Genomic DNA, 20448 nt, shown 5'->3' with positions numbered 1-20448 from the left:
CGCGTGCATCAAGACTTGTTTCATATTGTATGGAAAGGAGTGGTGATTGACAGTGAAGAAAATCGCAAGTGTACTAATGGCTATCATTTTGTTAATGAGTATAGCCGGGTGCTCATCACCAAAAAAAGAAACAGCAAAGCAGGTAAAGAGTGAGAGTAAAGAGCGCGTTGTTGCAACAACAGTGGCTGTTACTGAAATTATGGATGCGTTAGAAGTAGATTTAGTCGGCGTTCCAACAAGTTCTAAAACTTTACCGAAGCGATATAAATCTTTACCTGAAGTTGGGAATCCAATGAGTCCAGATATGGAAAAGGTAAAGTCATTAAAGCCTTCAGAAGTGTTATCTGTGACAACACTTGAATATGAATTAAAGCCAGTTTTTGATGGTGTGGGTATGAAAGCAAACTTTTTAGATTTAACGAGTTTAAAAAATATGCAAAGTTCTATTAGCGATTTAGGTAAGAAATATGGACGTGAAAAACAGGCTGAAGCAGTAGTAACTAAGTTAGATAAAAAGGTTGCTAGCATTCAAAAGGAAGTAAAAGGAAAGAAAGAACCGACAGTGCTTATTTTATTAGGTGTGCCGGGAAGTTATTTAGTAGCAACAGAGCATTCTTATATTGGAGATTTAGTGAAACAACTAGGTGGTAAAAATATTGTGCAAGGTGAACAAGTAGAATATTTAGCTTCTAATACAGAGTATTTAAAGAAAGCTGATCCAGATATTATTTTACGAGCAGCTCATGGTATGCCTGATGAAGTTGTAAAAATGTTTGATAAAGAATTTAAAACAAATGATATTTGGAAACACTTTGCTGCGGTTAAAAATAACCGTGTTTACGATTTAGAAGAGCGTTTATTTGGAACGACAGGCAATTTAGCAGCAATTGAAGCGTTAGATGAATTGAAAAAAATGATGTATCCGTGATGCATTTTAATATAAAGGAAGAGTAGAATGAATAAAAAAACTTGGAGTTTCCTCATTGTTACTGCATTGCTTATTATTATGACATCATTGTCAGCGATGAAAGGGAGTTTAGAAGTAGGTATTGTTGAACTTGTACAAGGGATATTTACAGGTGGAAATGAAGATGTTGAAGTCATTAAAGATTTACGTTTCCCGCGTATTATTATTGCGCTGTTCACTGGAGCGGCTCTTGCTGTTTCAGGGGTGCTTTTTCAAGCTGTTATGAAAAATCCACTCGCTGATGCCGGGGTAATCGGTATATCTTCAGGAGCAAGTTTTATGACACTCGTTATTATTACGTTGTTCCCGCAATTTTTTTTCTGGACACCCGTATTCGCCTTTTTAGGTGGTGCGCTTGCGTGTTATCTCGTTTATTCTTTTTCATGGAAGTCAGGATTAAGCCCGCTTCGCATTATTTTAATTGGTATTGCCATTAATGCGATGTTTACTGGATTAAATGAATCATTCGTTACGATTTGTGGATACTTTATTAAGAGTATTAAGCAAACGACGACTTCTAACATAACTATGAAGACGTGGGGCGATGTAGAAATAATGGTTACTTATGGAACGATTGGCCTTATTCTTGCTCTGTTCGTAGGAGCTTGGTGTAACTTATTATCGCTACAAGATAAGACTGCGAAAAACTTAGGCTTGCACGTGACGAGAGTTCGTCTTATTATTTCTGCCATTGCAGTACTTTTGGCGGCAGTATCAACAGCGATTGCAGGTGTTATTGCTTTTGTAGGATTACTCGTTCCGCATATTTCAAGACAATTAGTCGGTTCAGACCATAAAGTATTAATTCCATTTTCTGCTCTTGCAGGAGCGTTATTAATTTTGACGGCGGATACGATTGGAAGGTTAATTGTGCCACCTAACGAAATTCCAGCAGCAACAATTATGGCGGTTATTGGTGGTCCGTTCTTAATATTCTTGCTTAGAAAGAGTGATAAAGTTCATGGAAATTAAAAATGTAACCTTTTCATACGATAACGTAACAAATCGTTTAAAGTCAGTTAGTAGTGAAATAGAGATTGGAAAAATTACAACAATCATTGGCCCGAATGGATGTGGGAAATCAACATTACTTAGTGTCATGTCTAGAAATCACGCTCCTAGCAGTGGAGAAGTAATACTTGATGGGAAAGCGATTAGTGAATATAAACCGAAAGAGTTTGCTAGAAAACTAGCAGTTGTCCATCAACAAAATGAGGCCCCAGCAGATATTACAGTGGAAAAGCTAATAAGCTTTGGGCGTATGCCATATAAAAATATTTTCTCTCCGCAAACAGATGAAGATAGAGAAGCGATTGAGCGTGCACTAGTATGTACGAATTTACAAAGTAAGCGTGATAAGCCAATCTATGCTTTATCTGGTGGAGAGAGGCAACGAGTTTGGATCGCGATGACATTAGCTCAAAATACACCAATGCTTTTTTTAGATGAGCCGACCACATATTTAGATATTTACTATCAGCTAGAAATATTAGAGTTAGTGAAAGAGTTAAATGAAGTGTATGGACTAACGATTGTAATGGTATTACATGATATTAATCAAGCCATTCGGTATAGCGACCATATTATCGTTATGAAAGATGGAGAGATCATTACGAAGGGTAATCCTAATGATGTAATAACAGAAGAAATGGTTAAAGCAATATATGGTGTAGATGTCATTGTAAAGCAGGATGAAGATACCGGATTGTACATGGTACCTATGGGAATCTAAAGGCTGGGCATAATCCGTTTTGAGGTGATAATTTGAATAGTAAGAAAGGACGGAAAAAGAATTCTTTTTTTCAACGAATACTTACAATTGTGTTTCTAGGAATCTTTTTCTATTCAATGTATGAGTTGGGCGGGATTTTCATGGATTATTATGAAAATCGTAAAGTAATGGCTGAGGCACAACATATTTATAAAAGAAGTCCAATGGAAGAAAAATCAGAAGACGGAGAGGTACGTAAACAGTTTCAGGATCTCCAGAAAATTAATCCAGAGATAGTCGGATGGATTACGATGGATGATACACAAATTAATTATCCAATCGTTCAAGCAAAAGATAATGATTACTATTTATTTCGTAATTATAAAGGTGAAGATATGAGAGCGGGAAGCATTTTTATGGACCATCGTAATGATGTGAAAGCTCAAAATCGAAATACTATTTTATATGGCCATCGTATGAAAGATGGTTCTATGTTTGGTAGTTTAAAAAAGATGTTGGATGAAGACTTTTTCATGTCCCATCGTAAATTATATTACGATACATTATTTGAAGGATACGACGTTGAAGTTTTTTCAGTATATACGACAACAACGGACTTTTATTATATTGAAACAGATTTTGAAAACGATGCATCATATACATCGTTCTTAAAGGGAATTCAAGAAAAATCACTGTACAAAACGGATACGGAATTGACGGCTAATGATGAAATCGTAACACTTTCTACTTGTGACTATGCGCTTGATCCAGAGGCTGGAAGGCTAGTTGTACATGCAAAATTAGTAAAAAGAAGTTAAAGAAAAAGTATAGAATATGAGAAGTGATAGATAACGCTTCTCATATTCTATACTTTAAAAAAGAACTGTTTTTACTGTGCTGCAGCCATTGGCATACGTACAACTTTTACATCATAGTAAGAGATTTTATTATCAAGAATATATTCTGGCATTCCGCCTTGATGTGAGTGAGCATCTTTAAATGCAGCGCTCTTTGTCCACCCTTGGAAATCTTCTTTTGCATTCCAGCGTGTGCTAATTGTTACTTCATCGTGATCAACTGTATTTTGCGTTAGAAGAACTTCTAATCCTAAAAATCCCGGCATTGTTTCCACTTTACCTACTTTGTTGAAACGCTCAATTAATTTATGGCCATTTCCCTTTGTAATTTTAGCTGTATTGGTAACAATAATCATGTTTATTCCTCCTGTAAATGTAGCTGTATTTTCAAGAAATCATATACTTTAAATGATAATGAAAATCATTATCAATGTCAATGGTAAATATGAAATATATAAGTTTTTTTCTATTATTTTGGACAGTGAGATTTCCATTTCAAAATGTAGTAAATATGTGGCGGTTAAGTGAGAGAATGAGCGAGTTGTACTAGCAAAGCGATAATATGGTATAGTGAAACGAGGCTTTTTTTAGCCTCGTTTTTTAAATGCTTCCTATAAATTAGAAAGCATTCAAATGGAAAGGAAGTTATTATATGCGATCAGAAGTAACTATAAAAATAAAACCGAAATTTATAAAAGAAATTAAAAGTGGATATCCACTTATTTTAAAAGATGCAATTCAAAATTTAAACGATGTTCGTGAAGAAGGGACAATCATCAAAGTAGTAGATGAGAAGAACAACTTTGTCGGAAAAGGTTATTACGGAAAACAAAATAAAGGATACGGCTGGATTTTAACGAGAAAAGAGAGTGAACAAATTAATCAATCTTTCTTTGAAAGCAAAATAAAATCTGCCTTACATAAACGAAAACAATTTTATAAATCAAGTGATACGACAGCATTCCGTGTGGTGAATGGTGAAGGTGATGGTCTTGGCGGATTAATTATCGATTATTATGATGGCTACTACGTAGTAAGTTGGTATAGTGAAGGGATTTATACTTTCAGAGATGAGATTATAGCAGCTCTTCAAAAAGTAGCAAACTTTAAAGGCATTTATGAGAAAAAGCGTTTTGATACGAAAGGGAAATATATTGAGGGTGATGATTTCGTAGCAGGAGAGCGCGGCGAATTCCCACTTATCGTAAAAGAGAATGGTGTGAACTTTGCGGTTTACTTAAATGATGGGGCAATGGTTGGTGTATTTTTAGATCAGCGTAACGTTCGAAAACAAATTCGTGATAAGTATGCAAAGGGAAGAACAGTGTTAAATATGTTCTCTTATACAGGTGCTTTCTCTGTATTTGCAGCGCTTGGCGGAGCGAGTAAAACGACGAGTGTTGACCTGGCAAATCGTAGTTTAAGTAAAACGATTGAGCAGTTTAGTGTCAATGAAGTTGATTATGAAGCACAAGATATTATTGTAGAAGATGTATTTCTTTACTTCAAATATGCAGCTAAGAAAAAGATGAAATTTGATATGGTCGTACTTGATCCTCCAAGCTTCGCCCGATCAAAAAAATATACATTTAGTGCAGCAAAAGATTATAAAAATTTATTGAAAGAAACAATTGCTATTACAGAAAATAACGGTATTATCGTTGCTTCTACAAATTGTAGCGCATTCGATATGAAAAAGTTTAAATGCTTTATCGATACAGCCTTTAAAGAAATGAATGGCAAATATAAAATATTAGAAGAACATTCTTTACCAGAAGATTTCCGTACCATTGATCAATTTAAAGAAGGAGACTACTTAAAAGTAGTTTTCATCGAGAAAATTCAAGGTTAATAAAGAAAAGGAGCTCGAGTTTACTTGAGCTCCTTTTCTTATTGAACGATATTTTGTACTCTACCGACTTGCCCGTCCTGCAATCGCACTTTAATGCCATGCGGATGGGAAGGGGAGTTCGTTAAAATATCTTTTACAATTCCACGTGTTAATTTGCCTGTTCGTTGATCTTGTTTTAATACAATATCAACTTCAAGACCAGGCGCGATATTAGAACGTTTTTGTCCGTTCATTTATACACCTGTACGTCTACGTTGGTTGTTTGTTTTTTTCGTTTGTTGGTTTTGTAATTTTTTTGTTTCTTGGCTTTGATTTGTATTATTTGAACCATTTCCATTTCCTTGCTTTTTCTTCGCAAGTTGTTCGCGCATTAAATCAGCTAAGCTTACTTTTTTGTTTTCTGACATGATAAGTCTCCTTTATATAAAGTTAATTATGAACAATCGTAGTGAATTTCATCATATCATTGTTAGAGAAGGAAGGGAAGTTGGTTTGAAAATTCATATAATTCTTTCCAGTATTCATTCATTACGATACAATTGATATGTTAATGTTTGTAAAAAGGGGATAGGCATATGTCACATCATATTTTATTAGTTGAAGATGATAGTTCAATTCAAGAGATGGTGGAAAAGTATTTAATAAAGGAAGGCTTTCAAGTTACAATCGCGTCTGACGGGGAAGAAGGGGTGCAAGCCTTTTTTAAATCGTCTTTTGATTTAGTTATCCTTGATATAATGATGCCAAAGTTAGACGGATTAGAGGTCGTACGTATTATTCGTGAAAAAAGTGCAGTTCCGATTTTAATGATGTCAGCAAAAGATACAGATGTTGATAAAGCTGTTGGATTAGGGCTTGGAGCAGATGATTACATTTGTAAGCCATTTTCTATGATTGAATTGGCTGCACGTGTAAAAGCAGGGATTCGGCGGTCTACGAAATACTCGGCTACAGAAACAACAGAAAAGATGATTCAGATTGGCGATTTAACAATCGATCCAATTAATTTTACTGTAGAAAAAAACGGGAACCCTCTCAAGCTTACTTTAAAAGAATTTGAGATTTTAAAACTGTTCGTAAAAAATCAAAATCGTGTATTTACAAAAGCGCAAATATATACGTTAGTTTGGAATGAAGAGTATTACGGTGATGATAACGTTATTAATGTTCATATGAGAAGATTGCGTGAGAAAATTGAAAGTGATCCATCTAATCCAGAATATATTAAAACGTTATGGGGCATCGGCTATAAATTGGAAGTGATGTAATATGGTCAAACTGTTAATGGGCACTATTTTTATATTGTTATGTGTTATTTATATACAATATAAAATGAGGAAAAATAGTAGTAAAAATTTACGATACACATATGAAAAGTTAGAAAGTATTGTAAATGAAAAAACAGGCGAGAAGTTACTCGTTATGACAGATGATCTAGAATTGCAAAAATTATTAGTGGCAATTAATCAATTGTTAGATGCGAAACAGAAAACGAATGCAGATCATGCAAAAGTAGAAATTTCGATGAGAAAAATGCTTTCAAATATTTCACATGATTTGAAAACACCACTAACAGTTATTCTTGGATATACAGAAATGTTAAATAAGGATAAAACGATAAGCGAAGAAGAACAACAAATATTACTTGAAAAAGTGCATACGAAAACATTAGAAGTGATGGAGCTAATTCATAAATTTTTTGATTTGGCAAAATTAGAATCTGGTGACAAAGCAATCGAGATGACAAAAGTAAATATGAATGAAGTTTGTCGCGAGAAGATTTTATCTTTTTATGATTTAGTGACGTCGAAAGGTTTTCACGTTCATATTGATATACCGGAAAGAAATATATACGCACTTGGAAATGTAGAAGTAATAGGTAGGGTATTGAATAATTTAATATCAAATGCGATTACATATGGGGAAGATGGAAAGATACTAGGTATGACTGTAAGAGATGATACAACGAGTGTGTATATAGACGTATGGGATACAGGAAAAGGAATTGATGAGTCTCATATTGATAAAGTGTTTGAGCGTATGTACACACTTGAAGATTCAAGAAATAGATTGTACCAAGGAAGTGGCCTAGGATTAACGATTACAAAACGGCTTGTGGAAGCGATGGATGGAAAAATTCATCTTTCTAGTAAGCCATATGAAAAAACAATTTTTACAGTTGTATTAAAAAAGATGCAATTTTAGCTTGTAGAGCGGTAGATTCTACAAGCTTTTTTTTCAGCGTAAGGAATTTGTAAGAAACGGGTAAGAAAAAAGAGATTTCCGTTGTCTATTATAGAAATATAGAGTATTGCGAAAGGGGAAAGTAACATGACATATATATTAAAAACAAACCAGTTAACGAAAGTGTTTAAGGGGAAAGAAGTTATTTCCAGTGTTAACATGCATGTGAAAAAAGGAGAGATATACGGTTTTTTAGGACCAAACGGCGCTGGTAAAACAACGATTATGAAAATGATTACAAATTTAATAAAACCGACGAGTGGTGATATTGAAATCTTCGGTGAGAAATTAACAGATACATCTTATGAAGTATTAAAAAGAATGGGGACAATTATTGAATACCCAATCTTTTATGATAAATTAACGGCGAAAGAAAACTTAGACCTGCATTGTGAATATATGGGCTACTACGATAAAAATGCAATTGACCATGCGTTACATTTAGTGAAACTGCAAGGGATAGATAATAAAAAGGTAAAAGATTTTTCATTAGGAATGAAACAACGACTCGGTATTGCAAGGGCAATTGTGACAAAGCCAGAATTGCTCATTTTAGATGAACCAATTAACGGTTTAGATCCAATTGGTATTAAAGAGTTACGAGACTTATTTAAAATGCTCTGCAAAGAATATGGCATTACATTATTAGTTTCTAGTCATATTTTAGGTGAGATGGAACTAATGGCAGATACAATTGGTGTGATTCAAAATGGAAAACTAATAAAAGAAGTTTCAATGAAGAGTATTAACGGAAAACAAACCGAGTACATTGAAATTACTGTTCCTGATGTGAAACGTGCAGCTTATATTTTAGAAGATAAACTCGGCATAAAAAATTACAAAATAATGAGCGGAAATATGATTCGTGTGTATGATACGGCAGCGTCTCAGCAGGCTATTTCAAAAGCACTTATTATGAACGATGTGGAAATTGAAAGTATTAATAAGAAGCATAGTTCCTTAGAAGAATATTTCTTAAATGTAATGGATGGAGAGGGCATTCATGCTTAATGGGTTGTGGCTGAACCTGGTAAGTGGATTAATCGTACTGTTTATAAGTGGGATTTTATATTATAGGAAACCAGAGCGGAAATGGTTGCTAATTCTACTAGTGATAGGAATGTTAAGCTTCGTTACTGCTGGAATTAGAATGTTAGCAGCGTAGAGACATTTATATAAAGAATGGAGGCGTGGTTTATATGCTTAGATTAATGAAGCTCGAGTGGAAGAAACATCAATTATCTAGTTACTTTAAAAGTGTAGCAATTTGTATTATAGCAATTTTCGCGGGAGTAAACCTTATGATGTTGGGAGGGAAAGGCGAGGTAGATTTGCTACTCTCTGACTTCACACAACAAATGGCTTTAATAAACATTTTTATTAGGATAACATTCATTATTTTTAGTTCAGTTATTTTATCCCGTTTAGTAATTGATGAGTATAAGAACAAAACGATGCAACTATCGTTTATGTACCCACTGCAAAGGAAAATGTTAATGAGAGCGAAATTAACAATTGTTTTTTGTTTTTGTTTTGTGAGCACGATTATCGCTACTTTTAGTATCAGTTTGCTCTTATATTTTGTGAGTCCAATGATGGGACTGATTGAAACGCCAGCTACGATAGGTGAAATAATAGCTATCGTTCCAGCTACTTTTATAAATGCATTTATGATATCTGGTATAAGTTTAATTCCTTTATTTTTTGGGATGAGAAAGAAATCAACACCGACAACAATTACTTCTGCAGTAATAATCGGAATACTAATTAGTAGTAACTTTGGTCCTGGAAACGGTCAAGTAAGTCTGTTTAATTTTATAGCTATCCCAATAGTGCTCTGTTTATTAGGAATTTTCATTAGTTATCTATCGTTTCGTAAAATCGACAAGATCGATGTGGCGTGAAGCGAGCTTACAACAACAACGAACTGGGGTATGAATAGTGAAAAAAATAATAGTAGTTGCAATTTTACTTATTACAATTGCTAGTGCGGTTTTTGGTTTTAAGGTATTTCAGGGGAAAGATTTTAAGAAAGAAAAGTCTTTTGAGATAAATAATATAAAAGAAATAGAAGTAGACAATGAAAACTGGGATATTGAATTTAAAAGTACAGACTCTAATGAAATAGTAATTTCTGCTCAAGGCCAACAAGTAGATAAAGAGATAGATCCCGTCAAAATAGAAAATGACGAAAATAAAATTGTGATTAAGCAAAAACAAAAGATGAATAGATTTTTTAATGGTTTTACGTTTAGGAAGAAAAATAGTATATCGATAGCTATTCCGAAGAACGAAATAGATAAAATTGTATTAAATAATAAATCGGGGGATGTAAAAATAAGCGATATAGTAGTAAAAAGTATCGTGACAAAAGGCAAGTCGGGAGATGAAATGATTACAGGACTATCAGCAGATAAGGGTGAATTCACATCCGAAAGTGGAGATTTAATGTTAAAAGATAGTTCATTACAAGAAGTAAATATAACTTCTACTACTGGCGGTAATTATGTGAAAAATATAAAAAATGAAAATATGAACATCACTTCAACATCTGGGGAAGCATTACTAAAAGATATGACAGAAGGAAAATCATTATTTGTAGAAACAAAATCAGGAGACATTGGCGTACGGTATAAGGGGGCTCCGACTTCATTGAAACTTACGGCTAAAAGTAATTCGAATGACATAATGATAGATTTAAAAGGACTTAAGAAAGATAAAAATACAGAAAAGATAAAAGAAGGAACTATTGGTGATGCAAAAAATGAAGCGAAGATTTTAAGTAAAACAGGAGTAATTTATATTGATTAAGTCTTATGAAGAAGGAGGACTATCATGCTACGTCTTATGAAGCTAGAGATGAAAAAAAATAAGTTTGGATGGTATGTGAGGGGAGCGATTATTGCGAATATCGCTATATTGGCGCTATTAATCTTTGTTGGTTACGTTGCTCAAATAGAAGGGGATCCAGAAATGAGGGATCCTCAAATAATTTTGTCGATGGCTAGTGTGTCAGTAAGAGGAACATTTATTATCTTTGGTGCTGTACTAATAGCCAAGTTAATAATTGATGAATATAAAAGTAAAACAATACTACTCATGTTTTCTTATCCTATTAACCGGAAGAAGATGATGATTAGTAAGTTGATCATTACAGCAATATTAACATGTATAACAGTTATTTTATCTAATATTTTAGTAATAGGAATTTTCTTTGGGATAGATAGTTATTTTTCAATTCTTTCTAATCCATTTACAGTAGATCAATTGATGCAAGAAGGAATAAAACTGGTTCCTTTAGCCATTGCAGCTGCGGGAATGAGTTTAATCCCATTATATTTCGGAATGCGTAAACATTCAGTGCCAACTACAATTGTTTCATCCCTTATCGTTGTATCGGTTGCAATGAATAGCAATCCAACGTTTCCTACAGCAACTTTTCTTCCCCTTCAACTAGCATTGGCAGCAATTGGATTTGCGATTGCATATTACGGAATTAAAAATATAGAGAGGGAAGATTTAACAGTATGATAAGAATACGTAAAAAAGAGTTGGTGTTACACCAACTCTTTTTTGTATATGTATGCTTCGTTACTACTCTGTAAATTTGTAGTGTTTACTTAAATAATCTTGCACTCCTGGAGAAATGTTAAAGTTATTAGGACTTTTATATTCGATAGTAAACTCTCCGTCGGTACTTGTTTCAAAGGAGATTTCATAGCTATTCATTTTAGCATCGTAAGAAGTATTTTTGACTTCTGCATCTAGACTAAAGTATTTTGTAATATAATTCTTTGATTCCGTAATTGCTGCTTGTTTTCCCCAAGGGGTACCATAATATGTGAAATAAAGAGATACACTGATAACCCCAATAATAGAAGTTAGTAGAATAGTTCCCATAGCTATTTTTTTATTCTTTGTATTCAATTTGGTTACTCCTCTTCATAATATATATTCATTGTAACCTATTTTTTCCATAAAAAACCATTTAGAAAAAATAGTTTCACATGAAACAAGTTACAGAAAAAGACAAGATGTGTAAACACCTTGTCTTTTTTTGTTGTTACATTTTAGGAGCTTCCATTCCAGCGGCAGCCCATTCTTCTTTTGCAGGACCATATACGCCAGGAACTGTTAAGCCAGCTTGCCTCATTAAAACCGTCATTTGTCCGCGGTGGTGATTTTGATGATTAATAAGTGTCATTAAAAATATAGAATTCGGCATAGGACGACCAAAGAAGTCATTAATAGTAGTTAAGTCTTGGTCAGTCCATTCACTTTGAAGTGCTTCAACAAAAGCAGCATTTACTTTACGATATTCATCTGCAATTGTTTTAGCAGAAGGTGGAACAGGATAATCTTTCGTTTCGCCTTCAAACTTTAGTCCAGTTCCGGATAGTATAACTGGAATTGCCGTCACGATGTGCCAAGCAACTCTACCTAAAGTCCAATGTTCAGGTGCAATTTCCTGTGACAAAGATGCATCGGTTAATGAATCAAGCATTTTCTGAGTAGACTCTGCTTCGTATGTCCATGATTGCAAGAAGCCGTCAATAGTTTGGTACATAGTTATCCCTCCTATTTTTGTTCATAGATTAAATTCGTGAGAGATAATATAATCCCTGTTCCACAAGAAATAACTAATTAAGCATTGCTACAATATGAAAACAATTAGAAAATATTTGTAAAAGTGTCAGGAAACGAATGAGCTCATTCGTATATATAATGAATAAAGAATAGGATAAAGAGTGGTGATAAGGGTGAAGGATATAGAAATAGTAGAAGGTCTTCGGAAACAAGATATGTTAGCATTACATACAGCAATTGATCGATATGGAGATTTAATTTATAAGGTAGTTCATAGTATTTTAGATACTGCACAGAGTAAGGTGTTAGTGGATGAATGTGTTGACGATATTTTATTAATCGTTTGGTACAACATTAGTAGTTATGATGAAAATCGTGGGAAGTTTAGAAACTGGCTTATATCTGTCGCTAGGTTTAAGGCCATTGATTATAAACGAAAAAGTAATAAGTCTTATCAATTACAAGAGTTTCAGCAAGAAATATATGAAGATAGAAAAAATGTCAATTTAACAAAAGAAGAGCGAGATTATAATTTTTACGTTTTAATTAAAGAATTGAATGAAGAAGATAAGAAAATTTTTATAAAAAGGTATTTAGATGAATATAGCGTACAAGAAATAACGCTTGAATTCGGTATGACACAAGATACGGTATATAGTAGGCTTTCAAGAGGGAGAAAGAAATTGAAGAAGCTGCTGGGGGGAAAAGGAATGAATAAAGAAAAGTTACTTCAGGAATTAAATGATTTGCAGTATAATGCTGATTTTGTAGATGACTATATAAATGATGAAAAAATAGATGAAAAGAAAATAAATCGTACAAAAGAAGTTGTAACAAAAACAATTTTAATGAAACGTTGTTATGAGGTTGTACAAGAAGAGTTACAGGGAAGCGAAGAGATTTTATATAGTATGCTTGTCGAAAATCCCTGCGTAAAAAATTGGCAGACAGGCACAGCCATGACATTAGGGGTAGGTGTTCTTGCAATGAACTTCGGTATTAATAATGTGCTAATCGTTACAAATAAACGGTTGTATGTGTTTTTTATGGATCGTTATTATAATGAAGTTGATTTAAAAGTATGTGTATTGAATGAAATAGCTTATATGAAAACAATATTAGACCGTAAAGGTGGGAGTGAGTTTCTGCATATAAAGTATAAAAATGATAAGGAATACGTATTATTGGGAAATGCTGATGGTTACAGAGAGTTATTTCAAATAGTAGGTAGATTGAAAATAGCAAACGGAATAGAATTGAAATTACAAGATAAGAAATTAAAGAGAAAGTTAACTTTGAAACGAAGTGTGTTCAATATAATCATGTATTCACTTGTTATATATTTTATGTACAAAGCTTATATTAATTTTATGCCATAATAGAAAAACCAGCTTCATATATGAAGCTGGTTTTTAATTAAATTTCTTCCCACTCTTCCTCATCAACTATAAGAAGTAAGGTGCTCCAAGTACAACAACTTTTTTCGCCGGTTTATCTAATTTTGTTTCCCCTTCAGCATGTTTAATTGTTATAGCTTGCTTTTTATCTTCTGTCGTTTTTACCTTTTTCTCCTCTTTTTGCTGTCCACATTCAACAGGGAATAGAAGAACAACCATGAAAATACTAAAAATTTTCTTCATCTTCTGCCCAAAAATAAGTTTTTATTTGTAATTATATTTTTAAAATTTTGATGAGTAATAACAAATTATATGGATGTTGTTATATAAGATTAAAATCCATATGTGTATGAAGAATTTAGAAAAGGAATTTCATTTAACTAGAGAGGCGAAAGTACAAGCAAAAGGAGATTGTATTGCATGTAATAATTATTAGAATGTACGGGATCAATCTATATTTATTTCTACTGAATAAAGTTTTTCGTCCTTATTTGGTAGGTGTTTTTTACTTTCTTACTTGTACTTAAAAGATTGAATTTGAAGGAAGGGATCAACATGTCTTCATGGCTCAATAATTCAAATGGATATTGTAGTTGTAATAATCGAAATGGTGTGCATGTTGATTCATGTTGTTTTAGTTGTGATGGGACAGTCCCAAAGCTTGGTCCAACAGGACCGACGGGCTCAACAGGACCAACAGGATTAACGGGCTCAACAGGACCAACAGGTTCAACGGGTTCAACAGGACCAACGGGCTCAACAGGACCAACAGGTTCAACGGGAGCGACAGGCTCAACAGGTTCAACGGGAGCGACGGGACCAACAGGCCCAACAGGCCCAACAGGCCCAACAGGCCCAACAGGCCCAACGGGACCAACGGGTCCAACGGGCTCAACAGGCTCAACAGGTTCAACAGGGCCAACAGGTTCAACAGGGCCAACAGGCCCAACGGGTTCAACAGGGTCAACAGGCCCAACGGGAGCGACAGGGTCAACAGGGTCAACAGGGTCAACAGGCCCAACAGGCTCAACGGGCTCAACTGGAGCTACAGGTACAAGTATCACGGCGACGTATGCATTTGCAAATAATACGTCAGGAACAGCGATATCGGTACTTCTAGGTGGAACGAATGTCCCGCTTCCGAATAATCAAAACATAGGTCCAGGAATTACTGTTTCTGGGGGGAATACAGTATTTACGGTTGCAAATGCCGGGAATTATTATATTTCATATTCGATTAATATAACGGCTTCATTATTAGTCAGTTCACGGATTACAATTAATGGAGCGCAACTTGCTGGGACGATCAATGCTCCTGCGATAGCAACCACATCATTTAGCGCAACAATTATTACAACTCTTGCAGCAGGAGATGCTATTAGTTTACAACTATTTGGTTTGTTAGCTGTTGCCACATTATCAACAACTACACCAGGAGCTGTGTTAACGATAATAAGATTAAGCTAAATAATAACTCTCTTACTCTTTTAAGATTAGGAGAGTTTCTACATATAATAAGAAGTTAATGAGATAAAGCATAGTTATATAAAAGTCAGAATATTATGATTGTAACGTTATGGCGACTATAATATAATGAAAACAACCATCATGAATGAACATTCATTTATTTTTTATGTATTTGAAGGGGGAATGAAGGTGGAAAAACCATGGTTGAAAAGTTATCCAGAGGAAATTCCTAGTACGATTTCTTATGAGATTCAGCCACTTCATGGATATGTAGAACAGATGGCTTCTCGCTATCCAAAAAAGAAAGCGCTTCACTTTTTAGGGAAGGATATTACATTTGCAGACTTCCATGATAAGGTGAGGAGATTTGCAAATTATCTTCAAAAGCTCGGTGTGGAAAAGGGTGACCGAGTTGCTATTATGTTGCCGAATTGTCCGCAAGCTGTAATTGGTTATTACGGTACATTACTTGCGGGAGGTGTCGTAGTACAAACGAATCCACTGTATACAGAAAGAGAATTAGAATATCAGCTTCATGACTCGGGAGCAAAAGTAATTCTTTGTCTCGATTTAGTGTTTCCAAGAGTAACGAATGTTCAATCTGCTACAAAAGTTGAGCATATTATCGTAACTCGTATTGCGGACTTTTTACCATTCCCTAAAAATCTATTGTATCCATTTGTGCAGAAAAAACAGTCAAATTTAGTTGTGAAAGTATCAGAGAGTGGAACGATTCATCTTTGGAATTCAGTAGAAAAAGAAGTGAATACGAATGTTGAGGTGCCATGTGATCCTGAGAATGATCTAGCTCTTTTACAGTATACAGGAGGAACAACTGGATTTCCGAAAGGAGTTATGTTAACGCATAAAAACCTCGTTTCTAACACTTTGATGGGAGTGCATTGGTTATATAATTGTAACGAAGGTGAAGAAGTCGTCCTTGGGGTTCTTCCATTTTTCCATGTTTATGGTATGACAGCTGTTATGAATTTAAGTATTATGCAAGGATATAAAATGGTGCTTATTCCAAAGTTTGATATGAAAATGGTTTTTGATGCGATTAAGAAACATAAAGTAACACTATTTCCAGGAGCGCCAACTATTTATATCGCTCTTTTAAATAGCCCACTTTTAAAAGAATACGATATTTCTTCTATTCGTGCTTGTATTAGTGGATCAGCACCACTGCCAGTAGAAGTACAGGAAAAGTTCGAAGCAGTTACAGGTGGTAAACTAGTAGAGGGATATGGTTTAACAGAATCCTCTCCGGTTACACATAGTAATTTTTTATGGGAAAAGCGAGTGCCAGGTAGTATTGGAGTTCCATGGCCAGATACAGAAGCAATCATTATGTCGCTTGAAACTGGTGAGGCATTACCGCCGGGAGAAATAGGTGAAATTGTAGTGAAAGGTCCTCAAATTATGAAAGGATACTGGAATAAGCCAGAGGAAACAGCTGCTGTATTACAAGATGGCTGGCTCCATACAGGTGATGTTGGCTACATGGATGAAGATGGATTCTTCTATGTAAAAGATCGCAAGAAAGATATGATTGTCGCGAGTGGATTTAATGTGTATCCTCGTGAAGTTGAAGAAGTATTATATGAGCATGAAAAAGTGCAAGAAGTAGTAACGATTGGAATTCCAGATCCGTACCGAGGAGAGACAGTTAAAGCATTTGTTGTGTTAAAAGAAGGTACGGAGTGCTCTGAGGAAGAATTAAATCAGTTTGCACGTAAATATTTAGCGGCTTATAAAGTGCCGAAAGTATATGAGTTTAGAGATGAATTGCCGAAAACGACAGTAGGGAAAATTTTACGCCGTGTTCTAATAGATGAAGAGAAGAGAAAGAATGAGGATGAGCAAACGGGCTAAGGCCCTTTCTTTTTGAAAAAATAGGATTGACACTTTTCTAAATAGTCAGTATTATAAGAATATGAATGACTATTCATTCAGTCATCTTCTTGAAGGGGACAGTAAAGTGAAGAAAAATAGACCGAAATACAATCAAATTATTGATGCGGCAGTCATTGTGATTGCGGAGAATGGGTACCACCAAGCGCAAGTTTCTAAAATCGCAAAGCAAGCTGGGGTAGCTGATGGCACGATTTATTTATATTTTAAAAATAAAGAAGATATATTAATATCCTTATTCCAAGAGAAGATGGGAGAATTTGTCGAAACAATTCGTCAAAAAACAGCAGGAATTGAAAGCGCTGTATCGAAATTATTCATGTTGGTAGAAACGCACTTCGTGCTGTTGTCGCAAAATGATCCTCTTGCTATCGTTACGCAATTAGAGCTAAGACAGTCTAATCAAGACTTGCGCCTTAAAATAAATGAAGTATTAAAAGGCTACTTACAAGTTATGGATGAGATTTTAGAGACTGGTATAAAACAAGGTGAGTTTCAACCGGATTTAAATGTTCGCGTGGCAAGACAAATGATCTTTGGAACAGTAGATGAAGTTGTGACCAATTGGGTAATGAGCGATCATAAGTATGATCTGGTCGCACTTTCAAAAACGGTACACGGGCTACTTATTGCAGCTTGTGGTTATCGTCAATAATGGGAGGGATCATGTTGAAATTCCTATCTGTAAGAGTTGAAGATCATATCGCGGTGGCGACGTTAAATCACGCACCAGCGAATGCGATGTCTTCACAAGTTATGCATGACGTTACTGAATTAATTGATCAAGTGGAAAAGGATGATAACATTCGTGTTGTTGTTATTCACGGTGAAGGACGTTTCTTCTCAGCAGGAGCAGATATTAAAGAATTTACATCTGTTACTGAAGCGAAGCAAGCAACAGAATTAGCACAGCTTGGACAAGTTACGTTTGAGCGTGTTGAAAAATGTTCAAAACCAGTTATTGCGGCAATTCATGGAGCGGCACTGGGCGGCGGCCTTGAGTTTGCTATGTCTTGCCACATGCGCTTTGCAACTGAAAGTGCAAAACTTGGTTTACCTGAATTAACACTTGGATTAATTCCTGGTTTTGCAGGTACACAGCGCTTACCACGTTATGTTGGGAAAGCAAAAGCTTGTGAAATGATGTTAACAAGTACACCAATTACTGGTGCAGAAGCATTGAAATGGGGACTTGTTAACGGATTGTTCTCTGAAGAATCATTTTTAGATGATACGCTTAAAGTCGCAAAACAAATTGCTGGAAAAAGTCCAGCAACAACTCGTGCTGTACTAGAGTTATTGCAAACGACAAAATCGTCTCATTACTATGAAGGTGTACAACGTGAATCACAGATTTTTGGTGAAGTATTTACGAGTGAAGATGGAAGAGAAGGTGTAGCTGCATTTTTAGAAAAGCGTAAACCTTCATTTAGTGGCAGGTAGTTCAATTATTTTTTTAATATAAATTAACAGAAAATTAAAATTGATAGAATCTTTCTGAAAAACAAGGGGGTAAATGGAATGAACATCTACGTACTCATGAAACGAACATTTGATACAGAAGAAAAAATCGTAATTAAAAACGGTGCAATTTACGATGGCGAAGCGGAATTCATCATCAACCCTTACGATGAATATGCAATTGAAGAAGCAATTCAAGTAAGAGACGCACAAGGTGGAGAAGTTACAGTTGTAACAGTCGGTGGCGAAGATAGTGAGAAAGAACTTCGTACGGCATTAGCGATGGGCTGTGATAAAGCGGTATTAATTAATATTGAAGATGATGTAGAAAATGGTGACCAGTTCACGACAGCAAAAGTGCTTGCTGAATATTTAAAAGATAAAGATGCAGATTTAATTTTAGGCGGAAACGTTGCAATTGATGGTGCATCTGGACAAGTTGGCCCGCGCGTAGCTGAAGCGTTAAATATTCCGTACGTAACGACAATTACAAAACTTGAAATTGACGGTACAAACGTGAAGATTGAGCGTGATGTTGAAGGTGATACAGAAGTGATTGAAACTTCATTACCAGTTTTAGTAACAGCACAGCAAGGTTTAAATGAACCGCGTTATCCATCGCTTCCAGGTATTATGAAGGCGAAGAAAAAGCCACTAGAAGAAGTAGAATTAGATGATTTAGATTTAGAAGAAGATGATGTGGAAGCAAAGACAAAAACAATTGAAATCTATTTGCCTCCTAAGAAAGATGCAGGAAAAGTGTTACAAGGCGAGCTGCAAGATCAAGTAAAAGAACTTGTATCGTTGCTCCATACAGAAGCGAAAGTAATCTAATAAAATACGAAATTATATATGCAGGAGGGAAAATCTATGGCTCGTAAAGTATTAGTAATGGGTGAAGTTCGTGATGGATCGCTACGTAACGTTTCGTTTGAAGCGGTAGCAGCAGCAAAAACAATTGCAGAAGGCGGTGAAGTAGTAGGTCTTCTAGTTGGAGACAGCGTTGCCTCTTTTGCAAATGAATTGATTCATTACGGTGCAGATCGCGTTGTGACAGTTGAAAATGATAAATTAAAATCATATACATCTGATGGTTATGCACAAGCGTTTTTAGCTGTACATGCTGAAGAAAATCCAGAAGGTATTGTCTTCGGACATACAGCACTTGGTAAAGATTTATCACCAAAATTAGCAGCGAAGCTTGAAGCTGGTTTAGTTTCTGACGTAACTGCTTTAGAGGTTGAAGGTGGAAATGTTATCTTCACTCGTCCAATTTACTCTGGTAAAGCATTCGAGAAGAAGATTGTAACAGACGGCATCTTATTTGCGACAGTACGTCCAAATAACATTGCAACTCTTGAAAAAGATGAGTCTCGCAGCGGTGACGTATCTTCTATTACAGTTGATGTGAAAGATTTACGTACAATCATTCAAGATGTTGTCCGTAAAACAGCAGAAGGTGTTGATCTTTCTGAAGCGAAAGTTATTATCGCTGGCGGACGCGGTGTGAAGAGTGAAGAAGGCTTTAAACCATTAAAAGAGTTAGCTGACGTACTAGGCGGCGCTGTTGGGGCATCTCGTGGTGCTTGTGACGCTGAGTACTGTGATTACTCATTACAAATTGGTCAAACTGGTAAAGTTGTTACGCCAGACTTATACATTGCATGTGGTATTTCTGGTGCGATTCAGCATTTAGCTGGTATGTCTAACTCAAAAATAATCGTTGCGATTAATAAAGATCCAGAAGCAAGTATCTTCAAAGTAGCTGACTACGGTATTGTCGGTGACTTATTCGAAGTCTTACCTCTTTTAACAGAAGAGTTTAAAAAGTTAAAAGTACATTCATGATTTAAGTACCCTTGAGTTCCAAGTGAAGTACCCCTATATATAGAAAAAGGTGAGAGATCCCCTGTCTCTCATCTTTTTAGTATTTCATTCGTATTTTTATATAGTATAAAGGGACATTTTTTTGTTACAATACATAACGATAC

General features: G+C 35.1%; 24 protein-coding genes and 2 pseudogenes. 20 read left to right on the top strand and 6 right to left on the bottom strand.

Features of this window, described 5'->3' with window-relative positions:
• Nucleotides 1-46 precede the first annotated feature (46 nt).
• The 4 genes from isdE to srtB are packed head-to-tail and all read left to right on the top strand — an operon-like array spanning nucleotide 47 to nucleotide 3496.
• On the top strand, nucleotides 47-928 hold the full coding sequence (isdE, locus tag COK05_RS02635) for a heme ABC transporter substrate-binding protein IsdE (RefSeq protein ID WP_141538867.1): 882 nt from the start codon (nucleotides 47-49) through the stop codon (nucleotides 926-928).
• A gap of 27 nt (nucleotides 929-955) precedes the next feature.
• Nucleotides 956-1939, top strand: a complete 984-nt coding sequence (locus COK05_RS02630; RefSeq protein WP_098611347.1) for a FecCD family ABC transporter permease — start codon at nucleotides 956-958, stop codon at nucleotides 1937-1939.
• Nucleotides 1929-2699, top strand: coding sequence for an ABC transporter ATP-binding protein (locus COK05_RS02625; RefSeq protein WP_050822117.1), 771 nt, complete (start codon nucleotides 1929-1931; stop codon nucleotides 2697-2699). The genes COK05_RS02630 and COK05_RS02625 overlap by 11 nt, the downstream gene beginning before the upstream one ends.
• 32 nt (nucleotides 2700-2731) lie before the next feature.
• Nucleotides 2732-3496: a class B sortase gene (srtB, locus tag COK05_RS02620; RefSeq protein ID WP_098611346.1), complete on the top strand. Its 765-nt coding sequence runs from the start codon at nucleotides 2732-2734 to the stop codon at nucleotides 3494-3496.
• A gap of 71 nt (nucleotides 3497-3567) precedes the next feature.
• Here the strand turns inward: srtB and isdG are convergent, their stop codons facing one another.
• Complete coding sequence (isdG, locus tag COK05_RS02615; RefSeq protein WP_098611345.1) at nucleotides 3568-3891, bottom strand: heme oxygenase; 324 nt, start codon at nucleotides 3889-3891, stop codon at nucleotides 3568-3570.
• Between the two features lie 296 nt (nucleotides 3892-4187).
• Here isdG and COK05_RS02610 point away from each other — a divergent pair, with 296 nt between their 5' ends.
• Entirely contained in the window at nucleotides 4188-5387 is a 1200-nt protein-coding gene (locus tag COK05_RS02610) for a class I SAM-dependent rRNA methyltransferase (RefSeq protein ID WP_098611344.1), read from the top strand.
• A 38-nt stretch (nucleotides 5388-5425) separates the two neighbouring features.
• Here COK05_RS02610 and COK05_RS02605 read toward each other — a convergent pair whose 3' ends face one another.
• Both COK05_RS02605 and COK05_RS31235 read right to left on the bottom strand, forming a co-directional pair.
• Nucleotides 5426-5620 (bottom strand): YwbE family protein, encoded by a 195-nt coding sequence (locus COK05_RS02605; protein WP_001014310.1) that lies wholly within the window; start codon nucleotides 5618-5620, stop codon nucleotides 5426-5428.
• Entirely contained in the window at nucleotides 5621-5794 is a 174-nt protein-coding gene (locus COK05_RS31235; RefSeq protein ID WP_001293585.1) for a hypothetical protein, read from the bottom strand.
• A 168-nt stretch (nucleotides 5795-5962) separates the two neighbouring features.
• On the opposite strand from COK05_RS31235, the gene COK05_RS02595 reads away from it, so the two are divergent.
• The 7 genes from COK05_RS02595 (at nucleotide 5963) to COK05_RS02565 (ending at nucleotide 11162) form a co-directional block, all read left to right on the top strand.
• A complete protein-coding gene (locus COK05_RS02595; protein ID WP_098611343.1) occupies nucleotides 5963-6655 on the top strand; it encodes a response regulator transcription factor in 693 nt (230 codons plus the stop codon).
• Nucleotide 6656: 1 nt separating this feature from the next.
• The gene (locus tag COK05_RS02590) at nucleotides 6657-7592 is read left to right on the top strand and encodes a HAMP domain-containing histidine kinase (protein WP_098611342.1); all 936 of its coding nucleotides are present in this window, start codon (nucleotides 6657-6659) and stop codon (nucleotides 7590-7592) included.
• A 126-nt stretch (nucleotides 7593-7718) separates the two neighbouring features.
• The gene (locus COK05_RS02585) at nucleotides 7719-8642 is read left to right on the top strand and encodes an ABC transporter ATP-binding protein (RefSeq protein ID WP_098611341.1); all 924 of its coding nucleotides are present in this window, start codon (nucleotides 7719-7721) and stop codon (nucleotides 8640-8642) included.
• On the top strand, nucleotides 8635-8796 hold the full coding sequence (locus COK05_RS31230; RefSeq protein WP_176539403.1) for a hypothetical protein: 162 nt from the start codon (nucleotides 8635-8637) through the stop codon (nucleotides 8794-8796). The genes COK05_RS02585 and COK05_RS31230 overlap by 8 nt, the downstream gene beginning before the upstream one ends.
• A 34-nt stretch (nucleotides 8797-8830) precedes the next feature.
• Nucleotides 8831-9535, top strand: a complete 705-nt coding sequence (locus tag COK05_RS02575; protein WP_098611339.1) for a bacitracin ABC transporter permease — start codon at nucleotides 8831-8833, stop codon at nucleotides 9533-9535.
• Between the two features lie 37 nt (nucleotides 9536-9572).
• Entirely contained in the window at nucleotides 9573-10442 is an 870-nt protein-coding gene (locus COK05_RS02570) for a DUF4097 family beta strand repeat-containing protein (protein WP_098611338.1), read from the top strand.
• 24 nt (nucleotides 10443-10466) lie between these two features.
• Nucleotides 10467-11162, top strand: coding sequence for an ABC transporter permease (locus COK05_RS02565; RefSeq protein ID WP_098611337.1), 696 nt, complete (start codon nucleotides 10467-10469; stop codon nucleotides 11160-11162).
• A 63-nt stretch (nucleotides 11163-11225) separates the two neighbouring features.
• On the opposite strand, the gene COK05_RS02560 is transcribed toward COK05_RS02565, so the two are convergent.
• Together COK05_RS02560 and COK05_RS02555 are read right to left on the bottom strand one after the other, a co-directional pair.
• Nucleotides 11226-11558, bottom strand: coding sequence for a YfjL-like protein (locus tag COK05_RS02560; protein WP_098611336.1), 333 nt, complete (start codon nucleotides 11556-11558; stop codon nucleotides 11226-11228).
• Nucleotides 11559-11694: 136 nt separating this feature from the next.
• Complete coding sequence (locus tag COK05_RS02555; RefSeq protein ID WP_098611335.1) at nucleotides 11695-12198, bottom strand: DinB family protein; 504 nt, start codon at nucleotides 12196-12198, stop codon at nucleotides 11695-11697.
• Nucleotides 12199-12382: 184 nt separating this feature from the next.
• Here COK05_RS02555 and COK05_RS31225 point away from each other — a divergent pair.
• Nucleotides 12383-12925 (top strand): annotated as a pseudogene (locus COK05_RS31225) (sigma-70 family RNA polymerase sigma factor); the annotation flags it as partial.
• 3 nt (nucleotides 12926-12928) lie between these two features.
• Nucleotides 12929-13597: a septation ring formation regulator EzrA gene (locus COK05_RS31220; RefSeq protein ID WP_176539406.1), complete on the top strand. Its 669-nt coding sequence runs from the start codon at nucleotides 12929-12931 to the stop codon at nucleotides 13595-13597.
• A gap of 87 nt (nucleotides 13598-13684) precedes the next feature.
• On the opposite strand, the pseudogene COK05_RS02545 reads toward COK05_RS31220, so the two are convergent.
• Nucleotides 13685-13858: pseudogene (locus COK05_RS02545) on the bottom strand (ABC transporter substrate-binding protein); the annotation flags it as partial.
• 312 nt (nucleotides 13859-14170) lie between these two features.
• Between COK05_RS02545 and COK05_RS32135 the strand changes: the two are divergent.
• The 6 genes from COK05_RS32135 to etfA all read left to right on the top strand — a co-directional run bounded on the left by COK05_RS32135 (nucleotide 14171) and on the right by etfA (nucleotide 20305).
• Complete coding sequence (locus COK05_RS32135) at nucleotides 14171-15082, top strand: BclA C-terminal domain-containing protein (RefSeq protein WP_098611333.1); 912 nt, start codon at nucleotides 14171-14173, stop codon at nucleotides 15080-15082.
• Nucleotides 15083-15271: 189 nt separating this feature from the next.
• Entirely contained in the window at nucleotides 15272-16957 is a 1686-nt protein-coding gene (locus tag COK05_RS02535) for a long-chain-fatty-acid--CoA ligase (protein ID WP_141538865.1), read from the top strand.
• A gap of 106 nt (nucleotides 16958-17063) precedes the next feature.
• Nucleotides 17064-17651: a TetR/AcrR family transcriptional regulator gene (locus tag COK05_RS02530; RefSeq protein ID WP_098611332.1), complete on the top strand. Its 588-nt coding sequence runs from the start codon at nucleotides 17064-17066 to the stop codon at nucleotides 17649-17651.
• Between the two features lie 11 nt (nucleotides 17652-17662).
• Nucleotides 17663-18439 carry an enoyl-CoA hydratase gene (locus COK05_RS02525; RefSeq protein ID WP_000911291.1) on the top strand — a complete coding sequence of 259 codons (777 nt, stop codon included), beginning with the start codon at nucleotides 17663-17665 and terminating at the stop codon, nucleotides 18437-18439.
• A gap of 78 nt (nucleotides 18440-18517) precedes the next feature.
• Nucleotides 18518-19291: an electron transfer flavoprotein subunit beta gene (etfB, locus tag COK05_RS02520; protein WP_001029031.1), complete on the top strand. Its 774-nt coding sequence runs from the start codon at nucleotides 18518-18520 to the stop codon at nucleotides 19289-19291.
• A 36-nt stretch (nucleotides 19292-19327) separates the two neighbouring features.
• Nucleotides 19328-20305: an electron transfer flavoprotein subunit alpha gene (etfA, locus tag COK05_RS02515; protein WP_098611331.1), complete on the top strand. Its 978-nt coding sequence runs from the start codon at nucleotides 19328-19330 to the stop codon at nucleotides 20303-20305.
• Nucleotides 20306-20448 lie beyond the last annotated feature (143 nt).

This window comes from Bacillus cereus, from assembly GCF_002567495.1.
GTDB lineage: Bacteria > Bacillota > Bacilli > Bacillales > Bacillaceae_G > Bacillus_A > Bacillus_A cereus_AQ.
This window is presented reverse-complemented; position numbering and strand designations above follow the sequence as displayed.

What these genes read in the sequence shown, in the direction of transcription:
- COK05_RS02630 (WP_098611347.1), top strand. Translation starts at nt 956, where the DNA reads ATGAATAAAAAAACTTGGAGTTTCCTCATTGTTACTGCATTGCTTATT.
- COK05_RS02625 (WP_050822117.1), top strand. Translation starts at nt 1,929, where the DNA reads ATGGAAATTAAAAATGTAACCTTTTCATACGATAACGTAACAAATCGT.
- isdG (WP_098611345.1), bottom strand. Translation starts at nt 3,891, where the DNA reads ATGATTATTGTTACCAATACAGCTAAAATTACAAAGGGAAATGGCCAT.
- COK05_RS02610 (WP_098611344.1), top strand. Translation starts at nt 4,188, where the DNA reads ATGCGATCAGAAGTAACTATAAAAATAAAACCGAAATTTATAAAAGAA.
- COK05_RS02605 (WP_001014310.1), bottom strand. Translation starts at nt 5,620, where the DNA reads ATGAACGGACAAAAACGTTCTAATATCGCGCCTGGTCTTGAAGTTGAT.
- COK05_RS31235 (WP_001293585.1), bottom strand. Translation starts at nt 5,794, where the DNA reads ATGTCAGAAAACAAAAAAGTAAGCTTAGCTGATTTAATGCGCGAACAA.
- COK05_RS02595 (WP_098611343.1), top strand. Translation starts at nt 5,963, where the DNA reads ATGTCACATCATATTTTATTAGTTGAAGATGATAGTTCAATTCAAGAG.
- COK05_RS02590 (WP_098611342.1), top strand. Translation starts at nt 6,657, where the DNA reads ATGGTCAAACTGTTAATGGGCACTATTTTTATATTGTTATGTGTTATT.
- COK05_RS02585 (WP_098611341.1), top strand. Translation starts at nt 7,719, where the DNA reads ATGACATATATATTAAAAACAAACCAGTTAACGAAAGTGTTTAAGGGG.
- COK05_RS31230 (WP_176539403.1), top strand. Translation starts at nt 8,635, where the DNA reads ATGCTTAATGGGTTGTGGCTGAACCTGGTAAGTGGATTAATCGTACTG.
- COK05_RS02575 (WP_098611339.1), top strand. Translation starts at nt 8,831, where the DNA reads ATGCTTAGATTAATGAAGCTCGAGTGGAAGAAACATCAATTATCTAGT.
- COK05_RS02565 (WP_098611337.1), top strand. Translation starts at nt 10,467, where the DNA reads ATGCTACGTCTTATGAAGCTAGAGATGAAAAAAAATAAGTTTGGATGG.
- COK05_RS02555 (WP_098611335.1), bottom strand. Translation starts at nt 12,198, where the DNA reads ATGTACCAAACTATTGACGGCTTCTTGCAATCATGGACATACGAAGCA.
- COK05_RS31220 (WP_176539406.1), top strand. Translation starts at nt 12,929, where the DNA reads ATGAATAAAGAAAAGTTACTTCAGGAATTAAATGATTTGCAGTATAAT.
- COK05_RS32135 (WP_098611333.1), top strand. Translation starts at nt 14,171, where the DNA reads ATGTCTTCATGGCTCAATAATTCAAATGGATATTGTAGTTGTAATAAT.
- COK05_RS02525 (WP_000911291.1), top strand. Translation starts at nt 17,663, where the DNA reads ATGTTGAAATTCCTATCTGTAAGAGTTGAAGATCATATCGCGGTGGCG.
- etfB (WP_001029031.1), top strand. Translation starts at nt 18,518, where the DNA reads ATGAACATCTACGTACTCATGAAACGAACATTTGATACAGAAGAAAAA.
- etfA (WP_098611331.1), top strand. Translation starts at nt 19,328, where the DNA reads ATGGCTCGTAAAGTATTAGTAATGGGTGAAGTTCGTGATGGATCGCTA.